The 17,096-nt window shown below is 65.1% G+C and carries 13 protein-coding genes; 4 read left to right on the top strand and 9 right to left on the bottom strand.

Annotated elements, in window-relative coordinates:
* Positions 1–2 precede the first annotated feature (2 nt).
* Both sorA and SO139_RS12600 read right to left on the bottom strand, forming a co-directional pair.
* Positions 3–1,202 (bottom strand): SorA family sulfite dehydrogenase catalytic subunit, encoded by a 1,200-nt coding sequence (gene sorA, locus SO139_RS12605; protein WP_449380932.1) that lies wholly within the window; start codon positions 1,200–1,202, stop codon positions 3–5.
* Positions 1,203–1,535: 333 nt separating this feature from the next.
* A complete protein-coding gene (locus SO139_RS12600) occupies positions 1,536–3,266 on the bottom strand; it encodes an adenylate/guanylate cyclase domain-containing protein (RefSeq protein WP_449380933.1) in 1,731 nt (576 codons plus the stop codon).
* Between the two features lie 295 nt (positions 3,267–3,561).
* Between SO139_RS12600 and SO139_RS12595 the strand changes: the two genes are divergently transcribed.
* Positions 3,562–5,235 (top strand): glycosyltransferase family 39 protein, encoded by a 1,674-nt coding sequence (locus SO139_RS12595; protein ID WP_498540146.1) that lies wholly within the window; start codon positions 3,562–3,564, stop codon positions 5,233–5,235.
* Here SO139_RS12595 and SO139_RS12590 read toward each other — a convergent pair.
* Both SO139_RS12590 and SO139_RS12585 read right to left on the bottom strand, forming a co-directional pair.
* Positions 5,144–6,172 carry a YcjF family protein gene (locus SO139_RS12590; RefSeq protein WP_449380934.1) on the bottom strand — a complete coding sequence of 343 codons (1,029 nt, stop codon included), beginning with the start codon at positions 6,170–6,172 and terminating at the stop codon, positions 5,144–5,146. The genes SO139_RS12595 and SO139_RS12590 overlap by 92 nt on opposite strands.
* Positions 6,169–7,638 carry a YcjX family GTP-binding protein gene (locus SO139_RS12585; RefSeq protein WP_498540140.1) on the bottom strand — a complete coding sequence of 490 codons (1,470 nt, stop codon included), beginning with the start codon at positions 7,636–7,638 and terminating at the stop codon, positions 6,169–6,171. The genes SO139_RS12590 and SO139_RS12585 overlap by 4 nt, the downstream gene beginning before the upstream one ends.
* A gap of 183 nt (positions 7,639–7,821) precedes the next feature.
* Here SO139_RS12585 and trhA point away from each other — a divergent pair, with 183 nt between their 5' ends.
* The gene (gene trhA / locus SO139_RS12580; RefSeq protein ID WP_449380936.1) at positions 7,822–8,517 is read left to right on the top strand and encodes a PAQR family membrane homeostasis protein TrhA; all 696 of its coding nucleotides are present in this window, start codon (positions 7,822–7,824) and stop codon (positions 8,515–8,517) included.
* A 43-nt stretch (positions 8,518–8,560) separates the two neighbouring features.
* Positions 8,561–9,355, top strand: coding sequence for an SDR family oxidoreductase (locus tag SO139_RS12575; protein WP_498540139.1), 795 nt, complete (start codon positions 8,561–8,563; stop codon positions 9,353–9,355).
* A gap of 173 nt (positions 9,356–9,528) precedes the next feature.
* On the opposite strand, the gene mdlC is transcribed toward SO139_RS12575, so the two are convergent.
* From mdlC to SO139_RS12555, 4 genes are all read right to left on the bottom strand, one after another.
* Positions 9,529–11,151, bottom strand: a complete 1,623-nt coding sequence (gene mdlC, locus SO139_RS12570; RefSeq protein WP_449380938.1) for a benzoylformate decarboxylase — start codon at positions 11,149–11,151, stop codon at positions 9,529–9,531.
* A gap of 177 nt (positions 11,152–11,328) precedes the next feature.
* Positions 11,329–12,180, bottom strand: a complete 852-nt coding sequence (locus SO139_RS12565) for an HTD2 family dehydratase (protein ID WP_449380939.1) — start codon at positions 12,178–12,180, stop codon at positions 11,329–11,331.
* Between the two features lie 13 nt (positions 12,181–12,193).
* Positions 12,194–13,300 carry a CaiB/BaiF CoA transferase family protein gene (locus tag SO139_RS12560; RefSeq protein ID WP_449380940.1) on the bottom strand — a complete coding sequence of 369 codons (1,107 nt, stop codon included), beginning with the start codon at positions 13,298–13,300 and terminating at the stop codon, positions 12,194–12,196.
* A 9-nt stretch (positions 13,301–13,309) separates the two neighbouring features.
* The gene (locus tag SO139_RS12555) at positions 13,310–14,488 is read right to left on the bottom strand and encodes an acyl-CoA dehydrogenase family protein (protein ID WP_449380941.1); all 1,179 of its coding nucleotides are present in this window, start codon (positions 14,486–14,488) and stop codon (positions 13,310–13,312) included.
* Between the two features lie 125 nt (positions 14,489–14,613).
* Here SO139_RS12555 and SO139_RS12550 point away from each other — a divergent pair, with 125 nt between their 5' ends.
* Positions 14,614–15,534 carry a LysR substrate-binding domain-containing protein gene (locus SO139_RS12550; protein ID WP_449380942.1) on the top strand — a complete coding sequence of 307 codons (921 nt, stop codon included), beginning with the start codon at positions 14,614–14,616 and terminating at the stop codon, positions 15,532–15,534.
* 278 nt (positions 15,535–15,812) lie between these two features.
* Here the strand turns inward: SO139_RS12550 and SO139_RS12545 are convergent, their stop codons facing one another.
* Entirely contained in the window at positions 15,813–17,087 is a 1,275-nt protein-coding gene (locus SO139_RS12545) for a cytochrome P450 (RefSeq protein WP_449380943.1), read from the bottom strand.
* Positions 17,088–17,096 lie beyond the last annotated feature (9 nt).

The raw sequence follows: 17,096 nt of genomic DNA, 5'->3' as shown, positions 1-17,096 counted from the left end.
CTTCAGGCGACCGTGGCGCGGACGGTTTCGACGACGTTGCGCAAATAGCCGGCCGGGTTCCAGCGCGGCGTGTCCGGCTGGGTTTCGCCGCCATTGCTGGTCGCGCGCACCTTCAGCTCGACCGGGCCGGCCGCGAGCTTCACCGGCAGCTTCCATTCGCGGAAGGAGTATTTGCCGAGATCCTTGCCGAGCTTGGCCTGCGTCCAGGTCTTCCCGCCGTCGATCGAGACCGACACCTCCTTGATGCCCTTGCCGCCGTCGAAGGCAATGCCGCGCAATGTCGTGCGGCCGGCCTTCAGCTTGGCGCCGTCGGCGACGCTGGTGATGAAGGAGCGGATGGTGAACCGGTTGATCGGGATCGTCGCCTTCGGTGCCGTGCCAGGCTCGATCGCATTGTTGGGCGTGTCCGGAATGCGATAGGCCGACTTCATCCAGAAGCCGTCGTAGACATTGTCGATAACGGTGATCTCGTTGAGGTGCTTGACCCAGTAGGTGCCGTAATAGCCGGGCACGATGAGGCGCAGCGGGAAGCCGTTGAGGAACGGCAGGTCCTCGCCGTTCATGCCATAGGCCAGCATCACCTCGCCGTCGGTTGCGTGATCGAGATCGAGCGCCTTGACGAAATCAGGCGTCTTGTCGCTGACCGGGCCGTCCATGCCGCCAAAGGTGACTTGTTTGCCTCCGGCCTGCACGCCGGCCATGTCGAGGAGAGTCTTCAGCGGCACGCCGCGCCAGCGTGCATTGCCCATCGCACCGTTGCCGAGTTGGCCGCCGGCGACGCGCGGATCAGAGAAGCCGCGGCTGTTGCCGGAGCATTGGTTGACCGCGACGATCTCGGTCGCCTTCATCTTGCGGATGTCTCTTAGGGACAGTTTCAGCGGCTTGTCGACCTTGCCCCTGACCTCGAGCGTGAACTTGTCGGGGTCGACATTGTAGGGCAGGTCCGACAGGTGATAGCGGACGAAGAACGCGTTGTTCGGCGTCAGCGGGCCGTCGTTGAAGATCGCGAACGGTGTCTCGAGTTGCGGAGGCCGGCTGGTCAGGCCGATCATCGACCGCTTCTGCGGATATTTTACCAGCGATCGCTCGCCATTGGCGAAGGGCAGGGTGACAGTGTCCACTGCCAGCGCCCTGGTCGAGCTCAGTGTGGCCGCCATTGCGGCAAGTCCCGCTCCCTTGAGCAGGTCGCGTCTGTCGATCATCGTCTCCCTCCGGAGCATTTCGGTTGAGCCAACGGTCATCACCGCTGACCTCGCGATCATCTGTCGCATCGGCGGGTGCGAAGTCAATTCGTGCTTTCGCAGCGTCAGCAGGACGCTGCATCGCAGCAGGCCGGTGTTACGCGGCGGCGAGATGGAATCGAGTTGTAGCCGCGGCGACGGTGCACTCCACCTCTCCCGCTTGCGGGAGAGGTCGGCGCGAAGCGCCGGGTGAGGGCTCTCTCCTCTTGGGGATTGTCCCGATGCGGAGATATTCTCTCCCCAACCCTCTCCCGCAAGCGGGAGAGGGAGCTCACTTCCCGTGTGGTTCGGGCCTTACGCTGCGGCGCGCTCGTCGCGGTCGACGAGGCCAGCGAGCTGCCGTGCATCGGCGATGACGCGTACAACCATCGGTTCGTCGCGGCCGCGGATCGCGACCTCCTGCTGCGGCAGCGCGTCCTCGGCAAGACCCGCGGTTTGGCGGACCTCATCGGAGGCGATGGCCTCGCAGGCGAGCGTCTTGGTCATGTCCTGCAGGCGCGCCGCGACATTGACGGCGTCACCGAGCGCGGTGAACACGATGTGATCGCGATAGCCGATGTCGCCGATGATCACCTCGCCGCCATGAATGCCGATGCCGAAGCGGATCGGCTGGCGCAGGTCATGGCTCAGGAGCTCATTGAGCTCGTCGACGTGGCTGGCGATGCTGCCAGCCGCGCGCAGCGCCTGGCGGCAGGCGGTTTGCGGATTGGCCGACAGGCCAAACAGCGCGAGCATGCCGTCGCCGACGAACTGGTTGGGCTGGCCGCCATTCTCGATCACGGCCTGCGAAACCGCTCCTAGGAAGCGGTTGACGATGAAGACAGTGTCGAACGGCAGCCGCTTCTCGGCGAGCTGGGTCGAGCCTCGCATGTCTACGAACAGGCTGACGAGATAGCGCTCCTGGCCGATCCGCGCGGGCCCTGAACCTTCCGTGCTTGCCGTGGTGTGCGGCGTGAACAATTGGAAGAAGGAGAGATCGCAGGTGGGCCGCAGCTGGCAGGCGAGGCGAATGGATGGATCGGTGGTGCCGACACGCGCAAGCACGAAGGCCTCGCGCTGCGACGGCTCGGGGAGGATGCCATGATCGCCGATCACGCGGATGCGGCAGGTCGAGCAGCGCGCGCGGCCGCCGCAGACGCTGGCATGCGGCACGTTGTGGCGCAGGCTCGCCTCCAGCACGGACAGGCCCTTTGGCACGCGCACCGTCTTGCCGTTGCCGTAGGAGAGCGCGATCATGCCACCACGGCGCTCGCGCAAGCCCCGCACGCCGCGCGCGAGCAGCACGATGCCGAGCAGGCCGAGATAGCTTATGGTCAGCCCGCCGGTGATGCGATCAAGCGTGCTGGCCTGCGCGACGGTGCCGACCTGGCGCTGGGTCAGATTGGCCGCGCGCCAGTCCGCATCGTCGCTGTCGGCGGTGACGCTGCGTCCGCCCTGGTAGATGCCGAGCATCGCCAGCGTCGGGATCAGCACGGCCGCCGAGAGCAGCCAGGGCGCGGCGCGCTGAAAGAACGGCTTCATACGCAGCCAGAAATAGAGCCCGATGCAGCCATGGATCCAGGCGACGATGAGCAGGATCGTCATCTGCCACAGCCGGGCGGAGGAGGCGACGAAGAACAGGTAGAGCTCCTGCGGATAGAGCTTCTCGTGACCGTAGACGGTGTGGCCAAGCCGCACGCCGATCAGATGCGCCATCACCAGCGCCGGGATGCTGAGGCCCAGCACGAGCTGGAGCGGCTCGACGGTCTTCCAGCGGAACTGCCGGCGCTGATAGAGCGCGAAGACGCCGAGCCCGGCATGCACCAGTGCCGCGGTGTAGAACAGGATCGCGACCGGCAGGAACTGCCAGAACAGGACGTGGTAGTAGACGCCCGCCTGCATGGCCTCGACCGAGATATTGCCGAGCGCATGATTGAGGAAGTGGCTGACCACATAGGAAAACAGGATGACGCCGCAGACGAGCCGCACCTGGCGAACGCCGGTGCCGCGGAACTGTTCGGAAAATCGTGCGAGAGCGGTTGCCATGATTCGGTTTGTATCAGCTCGTCATCTAGATCAGCTATCGTAGAGTTTAATTCCAGCCGAAAACAGCGTGCCCGACAACTTGCGCGGCATGGAGCCCGCAGAGGCGGAATTGCAGGGTGGGGAAAGGCGCTCTTGCGCCGTGCCCACCGCTCCCGGGCACGGTGCTTGATGGTGGGCGCGTTCGCTTTGCCTACCCTACAACTCGGGGCATGACACGGACATACGCGGCAACACCCCCGCATTGACTCCCCCTCCCAAGTCGGGGAAAAGCGCGCCCGTGACGATCGCCCCCGACATGACAGCCGAGCCCGACGACGCCGCGCGCCGGCACCTCATCATTGCCGCGTTGGTGGTCGCGGCGATGACGGCTTTGCGTATCGTTTACGCCTCGATGCTCGAGCTGCGCACCGACGAGGCTTACTACTGGACCTGGTCGAAGGAGGGCGCGCTCAGCTTTCTCGACCATCCTCCAGGCATTGCCTGGCTGATCCGTTTCGGCACCGCGATCTTCGGCGACACCCAGCTCGGCGTCCGCTTCGGCGGCATCGTGGCGATGTTGGTCACGCAGTGCCTGCTCGCCGATATCGTGCGACGTGTCACCCGCGACGCGCGCGCGATCGTGTTCGCGCTGTTGATGCCGGAGGCGGCGCTCTACTACGGGCTGCTGATGTCCAAGGTCGCGCCCGACGTCGCGATGATCCCCGTTGCGGTCGCGATGTTCTGGTCGCTGGTGCGGCTGACACAGTCCGGCGATGGCCGCTGGTGGCTCGCGGCCGGATTTTTCGCCGGCCTCTCGCTGCTATCCAAGTTCACCGCGATCATGTTCCTGCCTGCAGTGGTCGCGTTCGTGCTGGTGCCAGACTGGCGCTGGCGCTGGCTGCGCAGCCCTTATCCCTATCTCGCCGTGCTGATCGCGATCGCCGTGTTCTCGCCGGTCCTGATCTGGAACGCGCAGCACGACTGGGCCTCGTTCCGCTTCCAGGGCGTGCGCGCGACCGCGAATTACGGCGTCTCCTGGCGCACCATCGGCGACTATATCGGCCTGCAATTCGGCCTCGTCGGCTTCGTCATGCTGCCGGTGGTGCTGTCCGGCCTGACGCTGACGGCGTGGCGCGGCTACCGCACGCGCGAGCCGGTCGCGATTCTGCTTTCGACCGCGGTGCTGGTGCCGTTCCTCTACTTCCTCTGGAAATCGCTCACCTTGCGGGTCGGTGACACCTGGCCGATGTTCATGTGGCCGGTCGGGTTCGCCGCCGTGTCCATCAACCTCGTGACGTTGCCGCGCGAGGGCTGGTCCGAGCGGATGACGAGGTCGGCGACCTTCTGGGCCAACGCAGCCATCACGACCGGCATCGCCTTCGTCGTCGCCGTGTTTCTCTACTACATGATCGCGCCCTGGAATTTCCTCGGCAAGATCGATCCGATCGGCGCCGAAGCCGGCTATGACGAGGTCGCGGCCCGCGCCCAGGCGCAACTCGACAAGACCGGCGCGACCTGGATCGCGACGACGGACTACCGCACCTACGCCATGCTGCGCTGGCTGTTCCGCGGCCGCGTGCCCGTCATCGAGATCAACGAGCGCGGCCGCTTCCAGGATTTCGCCGATCCCGGCATCGACCGGATCCGCGGACAGGCCGGCCTCTATGTCGGACGCGAGCCCGATAATCATCTGCCGCTATGGAATTCATTGCCCGTCACGCGCGAGCCGCTCGAACAGGTCGACCGCCGCTGGCGCGGCCTCGTGATGGATACCTACGCACTGGAAAAGCTCACCGGCTGGACGCCTGAGCTCTCTCCACCAAAGGACGCGCCGCTGTTCCAGTGGCGTGTGCTGGCCCTTTTCTCCCTCTCTCCGCTCGCGCGGAAGGGGAGAATAGCTACTCCTCGTCTTCTTTCTTCCGCAGCAGATCGGTTGCAAGATCCGAGAGCTTCGGTTGCGGCAACGCTGCGAACGGCAGCGGGCGTGTGACGTCGATGGCGGCAAGGCCGAGCCGCGCCGTCAATAATCCGTTGAGCACGCCTTCGCCGAGTCGCTGCGACAGCTTTGCCGCGATCCCGTGGCCGAGCATCTGTTGCACCAGACTGTCGCTCGCGGCCATGCCGCCGGTGATGGCGAGATGGGCGATGACGTGGCGAAGCAGCCGGATCATGCCGAGGGCGCCGGGGCGGCCGCCATAGAGCCGCGCCAGTTGGCGGATCAGGCGGAGCGAAGCCACGAACACGAACAGCACGTCGATCAGCGCGCGGGGGCTCACCGCGGTGACGATCGAAACCCGCTGCGCGGCCGATGACACCAGCCGCCGCGCTTCCGCATCCAGCGGCGTCATCAGCTCGCGCTCGGCGAGGCGGATCATGTCGGCGCCGTCGATGATCTCACCAGTGTGGTTTTGCAGCGTCGCGCGGGCGCGTGCGAGCTGCGGGTTTTGATGCGCGATGCGCAGGAGATCCTGCACGATGACGCGGCTCTCGGCGCGGTTGTCGCTGGCGAGTACGCTTGTCGCGCGCTGATGCAGTTTTTCGATGGTCGCGAGCCGGGCAAGTCCAAACGCCTCGCGTCCGATCACGACCGCGAGTGCGAGCGTGGTGACGAAGGCGAGAGCGAGACCGACGATGCCGAGGCTCTCGCTGCGCGCAAACAGGTCCTCGATCAGATGAACGACGCCAAGTCCGACACCGAGCAGCGTCAGCCCGGCAAGGCCTGACCAGAACAGCGTGCCCCAGGGGAAGCCGCGCCGCACCACGACCGGTGTCTCGACCGGTACGGGCAGCGCCAGAGGATCGGGCTCGGGCGTGATCTGGATCGCAGCGCGCGTGAGCCTTCCGGATTCATCGGCTTCAGTCACGACGACGTCGGGGTCATCCAGCCGGAACGTCGCGGGCCGCCGTTGCTGGTGTCGCTCGTTCATTCCAACCTGTCTCCGATCAGGAACTGCAAGGCACGGTCAAGGCGGATGTGAGGCAGCGCCGGCCCCTCAGCCCCTTCGCGCTCGAGCTTTGGCGGACGGAAGCGCAGGAAGCGGAAGTCGCTCGTCTCGGCAGCGGCAGTCGAAAGCCCACGAAAGGACTCGGCGCCGTTGAACAGAGCTTCCGGATCGAGTGGCAGATCGCCCGGAAAGGTCGCGACCTCTGTATCGCCGTCAAAAAACTCGCCGCCGGCGCTTTCGCCGGCAGCGGGCGTGCCGAGGATGGACGGCAATCTGTCGCGGCCGCGTGCGACCTGCGCCTCGCGCGTCGCGCGTACGGCGGCGAGCGCCACCACGTCGATCTCGGCGCCGGTGCTTTCGGCACGCGCGACTGCCCGCGCGACCGCGCGCCGCAACACGGCCTCGAGGCGGTCGTGACTGGAATGATGCAGATGATCGGCCTTGGTCGCCGCAAATAGGATGCGGTCGATGCGCGGGCGGAACAGGCTGGAGATGAAGGTACTGCGTCCGATCCGGAAGCAATCCAGAATGCCGGCCAGCGCCGCTTCGAGGTCATGCAGCGCATCGGGTCCGGAGTTGAACGCCGCAAGTGCATCGGCCAGCACGATCTGGCGGTCGAGCCGGGCAAAGTGGTCGCGAAAGAAGGGGCGCACCACGACGTCCTTGTAAGCCTCGTAGCGGCGCACCATCATCGCCCAGAGTGATCCTTCCGGCGCTTGTCCCTCGGTGGGCACATCGAGCGGCGCAAAGGTCAGTGCCGGCGAGCCCGCGAGACTGCCCGGCATCAGGAAGCGGCCGGGCGGCAACAGGCTCATGGCAAAGCGCTCGTCGCGGCAGGCACGCAAGTATTCGGTGAACAGCCTTGCCGAGGTCAGCGTCGCCTGCTCGTCCTCGGCCGCCTCGGGCTTGAGGCTAGCCAGATGCGCGTGCCAGTCGGCCGCCAGATGCGCCCGCGGGGCCGCGCGCGACAGTGCCAGGCTCTCCGCCGACCATCGCTCGTAGCTCTTTTGCAGCAGCGGCAGGTCGAGCAGCCATTCGCCGGGATAGTCGACGATATCAAGCGTCAGGTTACGGTCCGCGCCGTTCTGGCGCTGGTAGTCGATGACGAGGCGGAGCTCTGAGATGTCGACGGTGGAGTTCGGCCAGCGCCGGTCCTCGGTCAGCGCGCGCAGATGGCTTTCGTAGTCGAAGCGCGGCACGGCATCGTCGGGCTGCGGCGCGAGTTTTGCTCGTGCGATGCGGCCGGAGGCAAAGGCCTCGAACACCGGAAAGCGGCCGCCGCTCGTCAGCCCATGGATCAGCGCGGTGATGAACACGGTTTTACCCGCCCGCGACAGGCCGGTGACGCCGAGCCGGACGGTGGGGTTGAAGAAATGCTCGCCATAGTCGAGAAGCGCCCGGGCCGACAGGCGCGCCTCTTCGACCATATCCTGGAAGCTGAATGCCATGGGGGAGGCGAGGGCTCTCGTGCCGGCGGAATAGGCAAATTGGACTAGTCACAAAAGTGGCAACTGCTTGAGGAAAATCAAGCTTCATACTTCCACCGCGTTTTCGGGTGAACCAGCCTTTGAACGCCTCGCCGACCACGAAAGACCCACATAAAAGTGCCACAGCGTCGCCTTCGGACTGCCATGACCGTTTTCAGATTGAAACAACTTGCGTCCACCTCGGTCCATGCTGCGGCCGATGTCATCGGCTGGGACTATGACCGCGCCGAGCTGATCGCCGACGGCGTCATTCATGCCATCGGCGTGCTGACGGGCATCGTCGCTGCGATCGTTCTGGTGGTGCTGGCGGCGGTCAATGCCAGCACGGTCGACATCGTCGGGGTCTCGATCTACGTCGCCGGCCTGCTCTCGATGCTGGTGCTGTCGGCGACCTATAATCTCTGGCCAGTGTCGCCAGCCAAATGGATCTTGCGACGGTTCGACCACTCCGCGATCTATCTCCTCATCGCCGCGACCTACACGCCGTTCATCCTGGAACTGAAGGACAGCACGTTCGCGCTGGCGCTGCTCGTCGGTGTCTGGTGCGTGGCGATCCTCGGCATCGTGCTCAAGCTCGGCTGGCCCGGCCGGTTCGACCGGGTCGCTGTCGGCATTTACCTCGCCATGGGCTGGAGCGGCCTGATGCTCTACGACGCCGTGGTCAAGGCGTTGCCGACCGTGGCGCTGTGGTTCGTGGTCGCGGGCGGCGCGCTCTATTCCTTCGGGGTGATCTTCCACGCCTGGCGGCGCCTGCGTTTCCAAAACGCGATCTGGCACGGCTTTGTCTTGGCCGGCGCGGCGTGCCATTATACCGCGGTGCTCAATCTCGTCCTGAGCTGAGCGCGAACAGAAGCGGTATAAGCGGCATAAGAGGAGACGTCGCATGCAGGTGGCCGGCAAGATCGTGGTCGTCACCGGCGGCGCCAATGGCATCGGCAAGGCGCTGTGCGAGGTGTTTCATCAGGCAGGCGCGGCCAAGGTCGTGGTCGCGGATATGGAGGCCGCCGGCGCGCGAGCGGTGGCGGCGACCGTGAACGGCGCCGCCTTCAAATGCGACGTGGCCCAGGAAAAGGACATCGCCCACGTCATCAAGGAAACGGAGCGGCAGTTCGGCCCGATCGAGCTGTTCTGCTCCAATGCCGGCATCGGCGGCGGCTTCGATCCCTTGTCAGTGAACGCCGGCGGATCGTCAGATGAGCCCTGGCAGCGGAGCTGGGCGATCCACGTCATGGCCCACGTCTACGCGGCGCGGCACCTTGTCCCGCGCATGAAAGCTCGCGGCGGCGGCTATTTCCTCAACACGATCTCGGCCGCGGGCCTGCTCTCGCAGGTCGGGAGCCCGGCTTATTCGACGACGAAGCATGCCGCGGTCGGCTTTGCCGAAAACCTCGCGATCTCGCACAAGGCGCATAACATCCGCGTCTCGATCCTCTGTCCGCAGGGCGTCGACACCAACATGCTGCGCTCGATCCCAAAAGGCCCGCAAAGTGGCGACGGCGACCTCTCGCCCGAGCAGGTCGCGAAAGACGCGCTCGCCGGCATCGCGCAGGAGACGTTCCTGATCCTGCCCCACGCGCAGGTGCTCGGCTACATGCGCAAGAAGACCGAGAACTACGACCGCTGGATCGGCGGCATGGCGAAGATCCAGGCCAAGATGCGGGAGGAGTTCGGGAAGTAGGGGGTGCGGTCGCCACATTCGCTCTGTCATGCCCCGGCTTGATGTATAGACTGGACCGGGGCATCCAGTACGCCGCAGCCTCTCGATTCAATCACGACTGTCTCGGAGTACTGGATCGCCCGGTCAAGCCGGGCGATGACGGCGGAGTGTGCAGGGCGAGACTCCGTCCCTGGCTAATTCTTCTGCGCATACAGCAGCGGCACCGCGGAATCCACGACGACCTCGACGAGGCTCGCGCCCTCGGCGCTCATCCCCCGCTTCAGCGCTTCACCGAGCTCGGCCGACTTCGTCACCCGCACCGCGTCGCAGCCCATCCCTTCGGCGAGCTTGACGAAATCGATGCCGGGCAATTCCAGCCCCGGTACGTTGCGCACCTGCATGACCTGGCTGAAGGAGCGCATCGCGCCGTAGCCGGAATTGTTGATGACGACGACGGTGAGCGGCAACTTGCGCTGCGCGGCGGTCCATAGCGCCTGGATCGAATACATCGCCGAGCCGTCGCCGATCAGGCACACCGTGCGGCTGTTCGGTTTGCCCAAAGCCATGCCGACGGAGGCGGGCAGTGAGTAGCCGAGGCCGCCGCTCGACATCGTGTAAAAACTGTCCTGGCCACGCATCGGCATGAACTTCTGCATCGCCGGCCGGTGCGAGGGCACTTCCTCCACGAGCGAAGTGCCCTCCGGCATCGCCTCGGACAGCGAATGCAGCAGGAACTCGACCGGAAGCGGATCGGCGGCTTGTGGGGCCGGCGGCAGCGTGCGGCCCTTTGGCGTCGCGCGTTTGCTCTCCGGCAGCATGTCGAGCAGCGCGTTCAGCGCCGGCTTCATGGTCGCGACGATGCTGGTGCCGACCGGCGTCACCGCGGCGGCATCCGGATCCTCGGTGATCTGGAAAATGGTCGTGCCCCCGTCGAAGATCGAGGCGTGCCCTTCGACATGGAAGGTGAACACGGGCGCGCCGATCACGACGACGAGATCGTGCGTGCGCAGCGCATCCGAGAGCTGGCCGGGCGAGGCATGCAGGAAGCCCGCGAATTGTGGATGGCGCTCCGGGAAGGAGCAGCGCGCCGAGAACGGGCTGACCCAGACGGTCGCCTTCGCCTTCTCGGCGACGCGCACCACGAGGTCAACAGCGCCGGCGCGGTCGACGCCGGGGCCGACGACGAGGGCAGGATGCTTGCTCGCATTGAGCGCCGCGACCAGGGCCTTCATCGCCTCAGGCTCGGGCCCGAGCTCGCGACTGACCTTGCGCGCCTCGACCGGCGTCGTCGCGTGGGTCCAGTCGTCGATCGGGATCGAGACGAAGGTCGGACCGCAAGGAGGCTGCATCGCGGTGTGATAGGCGCGCGCGATCGCGGCGGGCACATCTTCCGCGCGCGCCGGTTCGACGCTGTATTTCACGTAAGGCCGAGGGAATTCGGACGCTCGCTCGGCGTACAGGAACGCCTGCAACGGCAGGATCGAGCGCGCCTGCTGGCCCGCGGTGATGACGAGCGGCGTCTGGTTGCGATGCGCGGTGTAGATGTTGCCGAGCGCATTGCCGACGCCGGCGGCGGAATGCAGATTGACGAAGCCGGCGTTGCGCGTGGCCTGGGCATAACCATCGGCCATGCCGACGGCGGAAGCTTCCTGAAGCGCCAGCACATAGTCGATGTCGTCGGGCCAGTCGCTCAGGAACGGCAGCTCGGTCGAGCCGGGATTGCCGAACACTTTCTTGATGCCGAAGCCACGGAAGAGATCGAGCGTCGCCTGCTTGACGGAGACGGATGTGCTGCCGGTTTTTCCGTTCTTTGACATTGTTTCCGTCCCTTCTTAGTCCCTCATCCTGAGGAGCGCGGAACGCGCGTCTCGAAGGATGAAGGCCCGGCTCTCGGCCTCGCCCTCGAGACGCGCGCGAAGGGCGCGCTCCTCGGGGTGAGGGTTTAGGTTCCTACATCGCTGCTGCGCCCGCAATGGAGATGCAGCAGAAGCGTATCACCACGCCGCCGTCCCCTTCATCGTCGGCTGACCCTCGGCGTTCGCCGTCCACAGCTCCAGACCGGCGTCGGTCTCATTTGCGTTCACCGAAAATTCCGTGCCGTCGAACAGCGGCTGCACGCCGCGGTAGCTGAATTTCTTCGGCGCCTTGCCGCCGCGGAGCTTCGCCGCCATCTCGGTAATCAGCGCCGCCTGGAGCGGCCCATGGAAGATCAGGCCCGGATAACCCTCGACCTTGGTGACGTAGTCGCGATCATAGTGGATGCGATGGCCGTTGAAGGTCAACGCAGAGTAGCGGAACAGCAGCACGGCATCGGAGACATGTGTCTCGCGATGCTGCGCCTTCGGCGGCGGAGGCGGGCCCTTTGCGGTTGCGGGTTGGCCGCTCGTCGTCTCGCGGTAGACGATGTCCTGCCGCTCGCGAATGGCGACGCCGCGCGGCGAGGTGATGGTGTGCTCGACCGCGACGAAACACAGCGTTCCGGTCGAGCCGGTCTTCACCACGACGTCGGCAATGCGCGAGATCCGAGTCGATTCATCGCCAACGCGAAGCGCATCGATGAATTCGATCTCGCCACCAGCCCACATCCGTCGCGGCAGCGGCACCGGCGGCAGGAACCCGCCACGGGTGGGGTGACCGTCGGGGCCGAGCATCGACATCGGGGATACCGGCTGCGCCAGGCACCAATGCACGGTGAACGGCGCCGCGTCGCCCTTTTTGGGCTCGCCAATCTCCTGGAACAGCGTCGCGCGCAGGCCCTTGACGAGTTGCGCGGTGACGGTGTCGGTCGCCTCCTGGGTACGGCCGATCCATTGCCGCAAATGATCGATGTCGAGCTTCTCGGTCATGTCATCTCTCTCGCTACTTCTTCTTCTGGCCGGGCCGCTCGCCGATGCCGGGCACGGCGCCGTAGCTGCGCGTCTCGCCGACGATGATCGGCGCTGGCGCGGGATAGCTGACGCGGCCGTTCGGCGTATCCACCTCGATGCGACGCAGATGCGGATGGGTGGTGAGATCAGCCATGGTGTTGACCTCTGCAAAGGCGATGTCGGCATCCGACAGCCGCTTGAGCAGCTCATCGCGTGTCATCCTGCCAAAGCTATCGGCCACGGTCTTGTCGGTGAAGTCGCGGTGGCGCACGCGCTCGACCATATTGGCGACGCGCGGATCGCTCGGCAGCGCGGGCTGGTCCAGCACCTCCGCGCACAGCGTCTTCCATTCGCGCTCGCTCTGGATCGAAATCAGGATGTCCTTGCCGTCCTTGGAGGTGAACACGCCATAGGGCGCGATCGAGGGATGGCGCAGGCCCATTCGCTTGGGCGGATTGCCGGCTTCCGAATTGAGTAGCGGCACGGTCAGCCAGTCCGCCATCACGTCGAACATGGAGATGCGGATGTCGGCGCCCACGCCCGTGCGTCCCCGCGCGATCAGCGCTTCCAGGATCGCGGCATGCGCGGTCGCGCCGGTCGCGACATCGACGATCGAGATGCCGACACGCGAGGCGCCGTCGGGATTGCCGGTGATCGAAGCAAGCCCGCTTTCGGCCTGGATCAGGAGATCATAGGCCTTGCGATGCGCATAGGGTCCCGCGTCGCCGTAGCCGGTGATTGTGCAGGAGATCAGCTTCGGATAGTCGCGCAGCAATCGCTCGCGCGAAAAGCCGAGCTTGTCCATCGAGCCGGGCTTGAGGTTTTGAATAAGCACGTCCGCGCTCGCGATCAGCGTTTCAAGCTCGGCGCGGCCTTCCTTGGTCGACAGATCAACCACCGCCGATTGCTTGCCGCGGTTGAGCCAGACGAAATAGCTGCTCTGGCCCTTGGCTGCCGCGTCATAGCCACGCGCGAAATCGCCTTCGGGACGCTCGATCTTGATCACTTCGGCGCCGGCGTCCGCCAGGCGCGATGAGCAGAAGGGCGCGGCGACCGCCTGCTCGACCGCAATCACCCTGATCCCGTCAAGTGCTCCCATGGCGCGACCTCAGTACGAGCGGGGCATGCCGAGCACGTGCTCGGCGATGAAGGACAACACCAGGTTGGTCGAGATCGGCGCGACCTGGTAGAGCCGCGTCTCGCGGAATTTTCGCTCGACGTCGTACTCCTCGGCGAAGCCGAAGCCGCCATGGGTCTGGATGCAGGCGTTCGCCGCTTCCCAGGACGCATCCGCCGCCAGCATTTTTGCCATGTTGGCCTCCGCGCCGCAGTCGAGCCCGGCCTCGTATTTGCGGGTCGCTTCCTTCACCATCAGCTCCGCCGCGCGCATAGAAGCGTAGGCTTTTGCAATCGGAAACTGGATGCCCTGGTTCTGGCCGATCGGCCGTCCAAACACGGTGCGCTCCTTGGCGTAGTTCGAGGCCTTTGCGATGAACCACTTCGCATCGCCGACGCATTCCGCCGCGATCAGGATGCGCTCGGCATTCATGCCGGAAAGGATATAGCGAAAGCCCTTGCCTTCCTCGCCGATCAGGTTTTCCGCCGGCACCTTCATGTCCGTAAAGAACACTTCGGTGGTGGCGTGGTTCATCATGGTGCGGATCGGGCGGATCTCCAGGCCCTTGCCCCTGGCCTCGCGCATGTCGACGATGAAGACCGAGAGGCCGTCTGTGCGCTTCTTGGCTTTCTCCTTCGGCGTGGTGCGCGCCAGCAAGATCATCAGGTCGGAATGCTCGGCGCGGCTGGTCCAGATTTTCTGGCCGTTGACGACGTAATGATCGCCCTCGCGACGTGCAAAGGTCTTGAGTGAAGACGTGTCGGTGCCGCTGGTCGGCTCGGTGACCCCAAAGGCTTGCAGGCGCAATTCGCCGGTCGCGACCTTCGGCAGATATTTTGCCTTCTGCGCGTCGCTGCCATGCCGGAGCACCGTGCCCATGGTGTACATCTGGGCGTGGCAGCCGCCGCCGTTGCAGCCGGCGCGCTGGATCTCTTCGAGGATCGCTGCCGCCGCCGACAACTTAAGCCCGGCGCCGCCATATTCCTCGGGGATCAGCACCGAGAGATAGCCGGCCTCTGTGAGCGCATCGACAAAAGCCTTTGGATAAGTCATCTCGCGATCGAGCTTGCGCCAGTATTCGCCGGGAAACTGTGCGCAGAGTTTCGCCACCGCGTCGCGGATGTCGGCATAGTCTTCGGTGTGGTGGTCGTCGTGTTTTTGTTGGCTCATGGCGTTTCCAGTCGATCGCGTTGCAGAAGATAACGCCAGCCAAGCGTCCGGCGTTGTGAAAACGACGCCAACCCCCTATGCTCATTTGCTATAGCGTATGGAGTAGCGTTCAAAGCTTGGCAAGCATGGATTTCCGTCAGCTCAGGACCTTCAGTTGCGTGGCCGAACTTGGCAGCCTCTCCAAGGCGTCCGATACGCTGCGGGTCGCCCAGCCGGCGCTGAGCCGCCAGATCAAGCTGCTGGAGCACGAGCTGCGCACGGAGCTGTTCACACGCAACGGCCGCGGCATGGTGCTGACGGAAGCCGGCCGTCTGCTGCTCGCTCGCACCTCCGGCATCGTCCGCCAGATCGACCAGATCCGCGACGACATCCAGTCGGCCCAGGGTCCGCCATCCGGTCATGTGGTGCTCGGCCTGGTTCCCACCGTGAGCTGCGTCTTGTCGGCGCGCTTCGCCCGCCGCTGCGTCGAAACCTATCCGGGCGTCACACTGCGCATCGTCGAGAGCTATAGCGGCCATCTCGTCGAATGGCTGCATCGCGGCGAGATGGATCTTGCGATCCTCTACGGTCGTTCCGCCGATCTGCACCTCACCGTGCAGAGCCTCGGTCGCGACAACATCGTCGCGGTGGGCCCGCGCGGCTGCGGGCTCGCCCGCAAGAAGAGCGTCGAGATCGGCTGGCTGCTCAGGCAGCGGCTGGTGCTGCCCAGTCATTCGCACGGGCTCCGCGCGCTGATCGAGCATGCGGCGGCCCAGCGCAAGATCAAGCTCAACGTCCAGCTCGAAGCGGATTCGTTCCGCGTGCTCACGAGCCTCGTCGAGGAGGGCCTCGGCTTCGCCCTGTTGCCGCCCTCGTCGGTATACGGTGAGGTCGCCGACGGTCGGCTGGAAACAGCCGCCGTCTCCAAGCCAATGACGCGCGAGCTCATTGTTGCCTCTCCGATCGATCGGCCGGTGTCGACGGCGACCGTTGCCGTCACCGCGCTCCTGCGCGAGGAAGTGGCCGCCTGCCGCAAGGACGGCGTCTGGGACATCAAATTGAGTTAGATGCGCTCATTTCCTAGAACAGCCGCGCGCCGTCTTGCCTTCGCATCTGGCGCGACCTGTCATGCCGAAATTTTATAGCTGGTGCAGCGGCGCGCCTGCCGCGCGTTAGGGGCGACTCGCTTGTCGCCTCATCCTTCGCTGTCATCGCCCGCGAAGGCGTGCGATCCAGTATTCCAGGGGCGGTGACGAATACGGAGAAGCCGCGGCCTACTGGATCCCCGCTTTCGCGGGGCATGACAGCGAAGATTCAGGTAAGGGCTTGCCATTCCCCGCGCACGCTACCCCGGAATCCTTACCGGCAACGTCTCGTAGCCCTTGATGAAGCTGGAATAGATCCGCCGGGGCTCGCCGACCACCTCGATACGGTCAAAACGCTTCAGCATCTCCTCCCAGACGATCCTGAGCTGAAGCTCCGCGAGCCGCATGCCGACGCAGCGGTGGATGCCGAAGCCGAAGGACAGATGTGTGCGCGGCCGCGGCCGGTCGATGATGAAGTCGTTCGGCTTCTCGAACATCTCCTCGTCGCGATTGCCGGAAACGTACCACATCACGACGCGGTCGCCCTTCTTGATCTCCTTGCCGCCGATCTCGGTATCCCGCAGCGCCGTGCGTCGCATGTGCGCGAGCGGGGTCTGCCAGCGGATCACCTCCGGCACCATTGAATCGATCAGCGCCGGATTGGCGCGGAGCTTGTCGTATTGCTCGGGGTTCTCGTTCAGCGCCAGCACCGAGCCGGTCATGGTGTTGCGGGTGGTATCGTTGCCGCCAACGATGAGCAGGATGATGTTGCCCATGAGGTTGTCGGGGTCCATGTAGCGCGTGGCGTCGTTATGCGCCATCAGCGACAACAGGTCGTTGCGCGGCGCGGAATTGACGCGCTCGTTCCACAGCTTCGACATGTAGGCGTAGCACTCGTCCATTTCCTTCCGCCGCTCTTCGGCGGAGGCGACGATGCCGCTCTTGGGCAGTGCGGTGGAGACGTCCGACCAGCGCGTCAGCTTGCGCCGCTCCTCCCAGGGGAAGTCGAACAGTGTCGCCAACATCTGTGTCGTCAGCTCGATCGAGACGCGCTCGACGAAATTGAAGGTCTCGTTGCGCGGCAGATTGTCCAGCACGGACTGCGAGCGCTGGCGGATCAGCTTGGCGAGTTCGTCCAGATGCGTCGGCGTGAACATCGGCGACACCGTCTTGCGCTGCGCCGAGTGCGTGGGCTGGTCCATCGCGATGAAGCTTGGCCAGTCATAACCGGTCGGCACGTCGCGGATCGAGATGCCGCCGAGCGTCGAGTCGGAGGAGAAGATGCCGTGATTGGTGTCGACATGCATGATGTCGTTGTATTTGACCACCGACCAGTACGGCTCGATCGGCGCGTTGGTGCAGTAATGCACCGGCTCTTGCTCGCGCAGCCGCTCGAACCATGGCCATAAGGTGTCGTCCTGGAACAGCCGCGGCGCGCCCGGATGGTAATCCTTCAATGGCGTCGCATAGGCCTCCTCGCGCGCCCGGCGCATGCGTTCGGCCCTGTCGGTCCTGACCGGAGTTTGGACGTTCATGGCTGGTGG

This window comes from Bradyrhizobium sp. UFLA05-89, from assembly GCF_059803475.1.
This window is presented reverse-complemented; position numbering and strand designations above follow the sequence as displayed.

What these genes read in the sequence shown, in the direction of transcription:
- SO139_RS12545 (WP_449380943.1), bottom strand. Translation starts at nt 17,087, where the DNA reads ATGAACGTCCAAACTCCGGTCAGGACCGACAGGGCCGAACGCATGCGC.
- sorA (WP_449380932.1), bottom strand. Translation starts at nt 1,202, where the DNA reads ATGATCGACAGACGCGACCTGCTCAAGGGAGCGGGACTTGCCGCAATG.
- SO139_RS12555 (WP_449380941.1), bottom strand. Translation starts at nt 14,488, where the DNA reads ATGAGCCAACAAAAACACGACGACCACCACACCGAAGACTATGCCGAC.
- SO139_RS12550 (WP_449380942.1), top strand. Translation starts at nt 14,614, where the DNA reads ATGGATTTCCGTCAGCTCAGGACCTTCAGTTGCGTGGCCGAACTTGGC.
- mdlC (WP_449380938.1), bottom strand. Translation starts at nt 11,151, where the DNA reads ATGTCAAAGAACGGAAAAACCGGCAGCACATCCGTCTCCGTCAAGCAG.
- SO139_RS12575 (WP_498540139.1), top strand. Translation starts at nt 8,561, where the DNA reads ATGCAGGTGGCCGGCAAGATCGTGGTCGTCACCGGCGGCGCCAATGGC.
- SO139_RS12590 (WP_449380934.1), bottom strand. Translation starts at nt 6,172, where the DNA reads ATGAACGAGCGACACCAGCAACGGCGGCCCGCGACGTTCCGGCTGGAT.
- trhA (WP_449380936.1), top strand. Translation starts at nt 7,822, where the DNA reads ATGACCGTTTTCAGATTGAAACAACTTGCGTCCACCTCGGTCCATGCT.
- SO139_RS12560 (WP_449380940.1), bottom strand. Translation starts at nt 13,300, where the DNA reads ATGGGAGCACTTGACGGGATCAGGGTGATTGCGGTCGAGCAGGCGGTC.
- SO139_RS12595 (WP_498540146.1), top strand. Translation starts at nt 3,562, where the DNA reads ATGACAGCCGAGCCCGACGACGCCGCGCGCCGGCACCTCATCATTGCC.
- SO139_RS12565 (WP_449380939.1), bottom strand. Translation starts at nt 12,180, where the DNA reads ATGACCGAGAAGCTCGACATCGATCATTTGCGGCAATGGATCGGCCGT.
- SO139_RS12600 (WP_449380933.1), bottom strand. Translation starts at nt 3,266, where the DNA reads ATGGCAACCGCTCTCGCACGATTTTCCGAACAGTTCCGCGGCACCGGC.
- SO139_RS12585 (WP_498540140.1), bottom strand. Translation starts at nt 7,638, where the DNA reads ATGGCATTCAGCTTCCAGGATATGGTCGAAGAGGCGCGCCTGTCGGCC.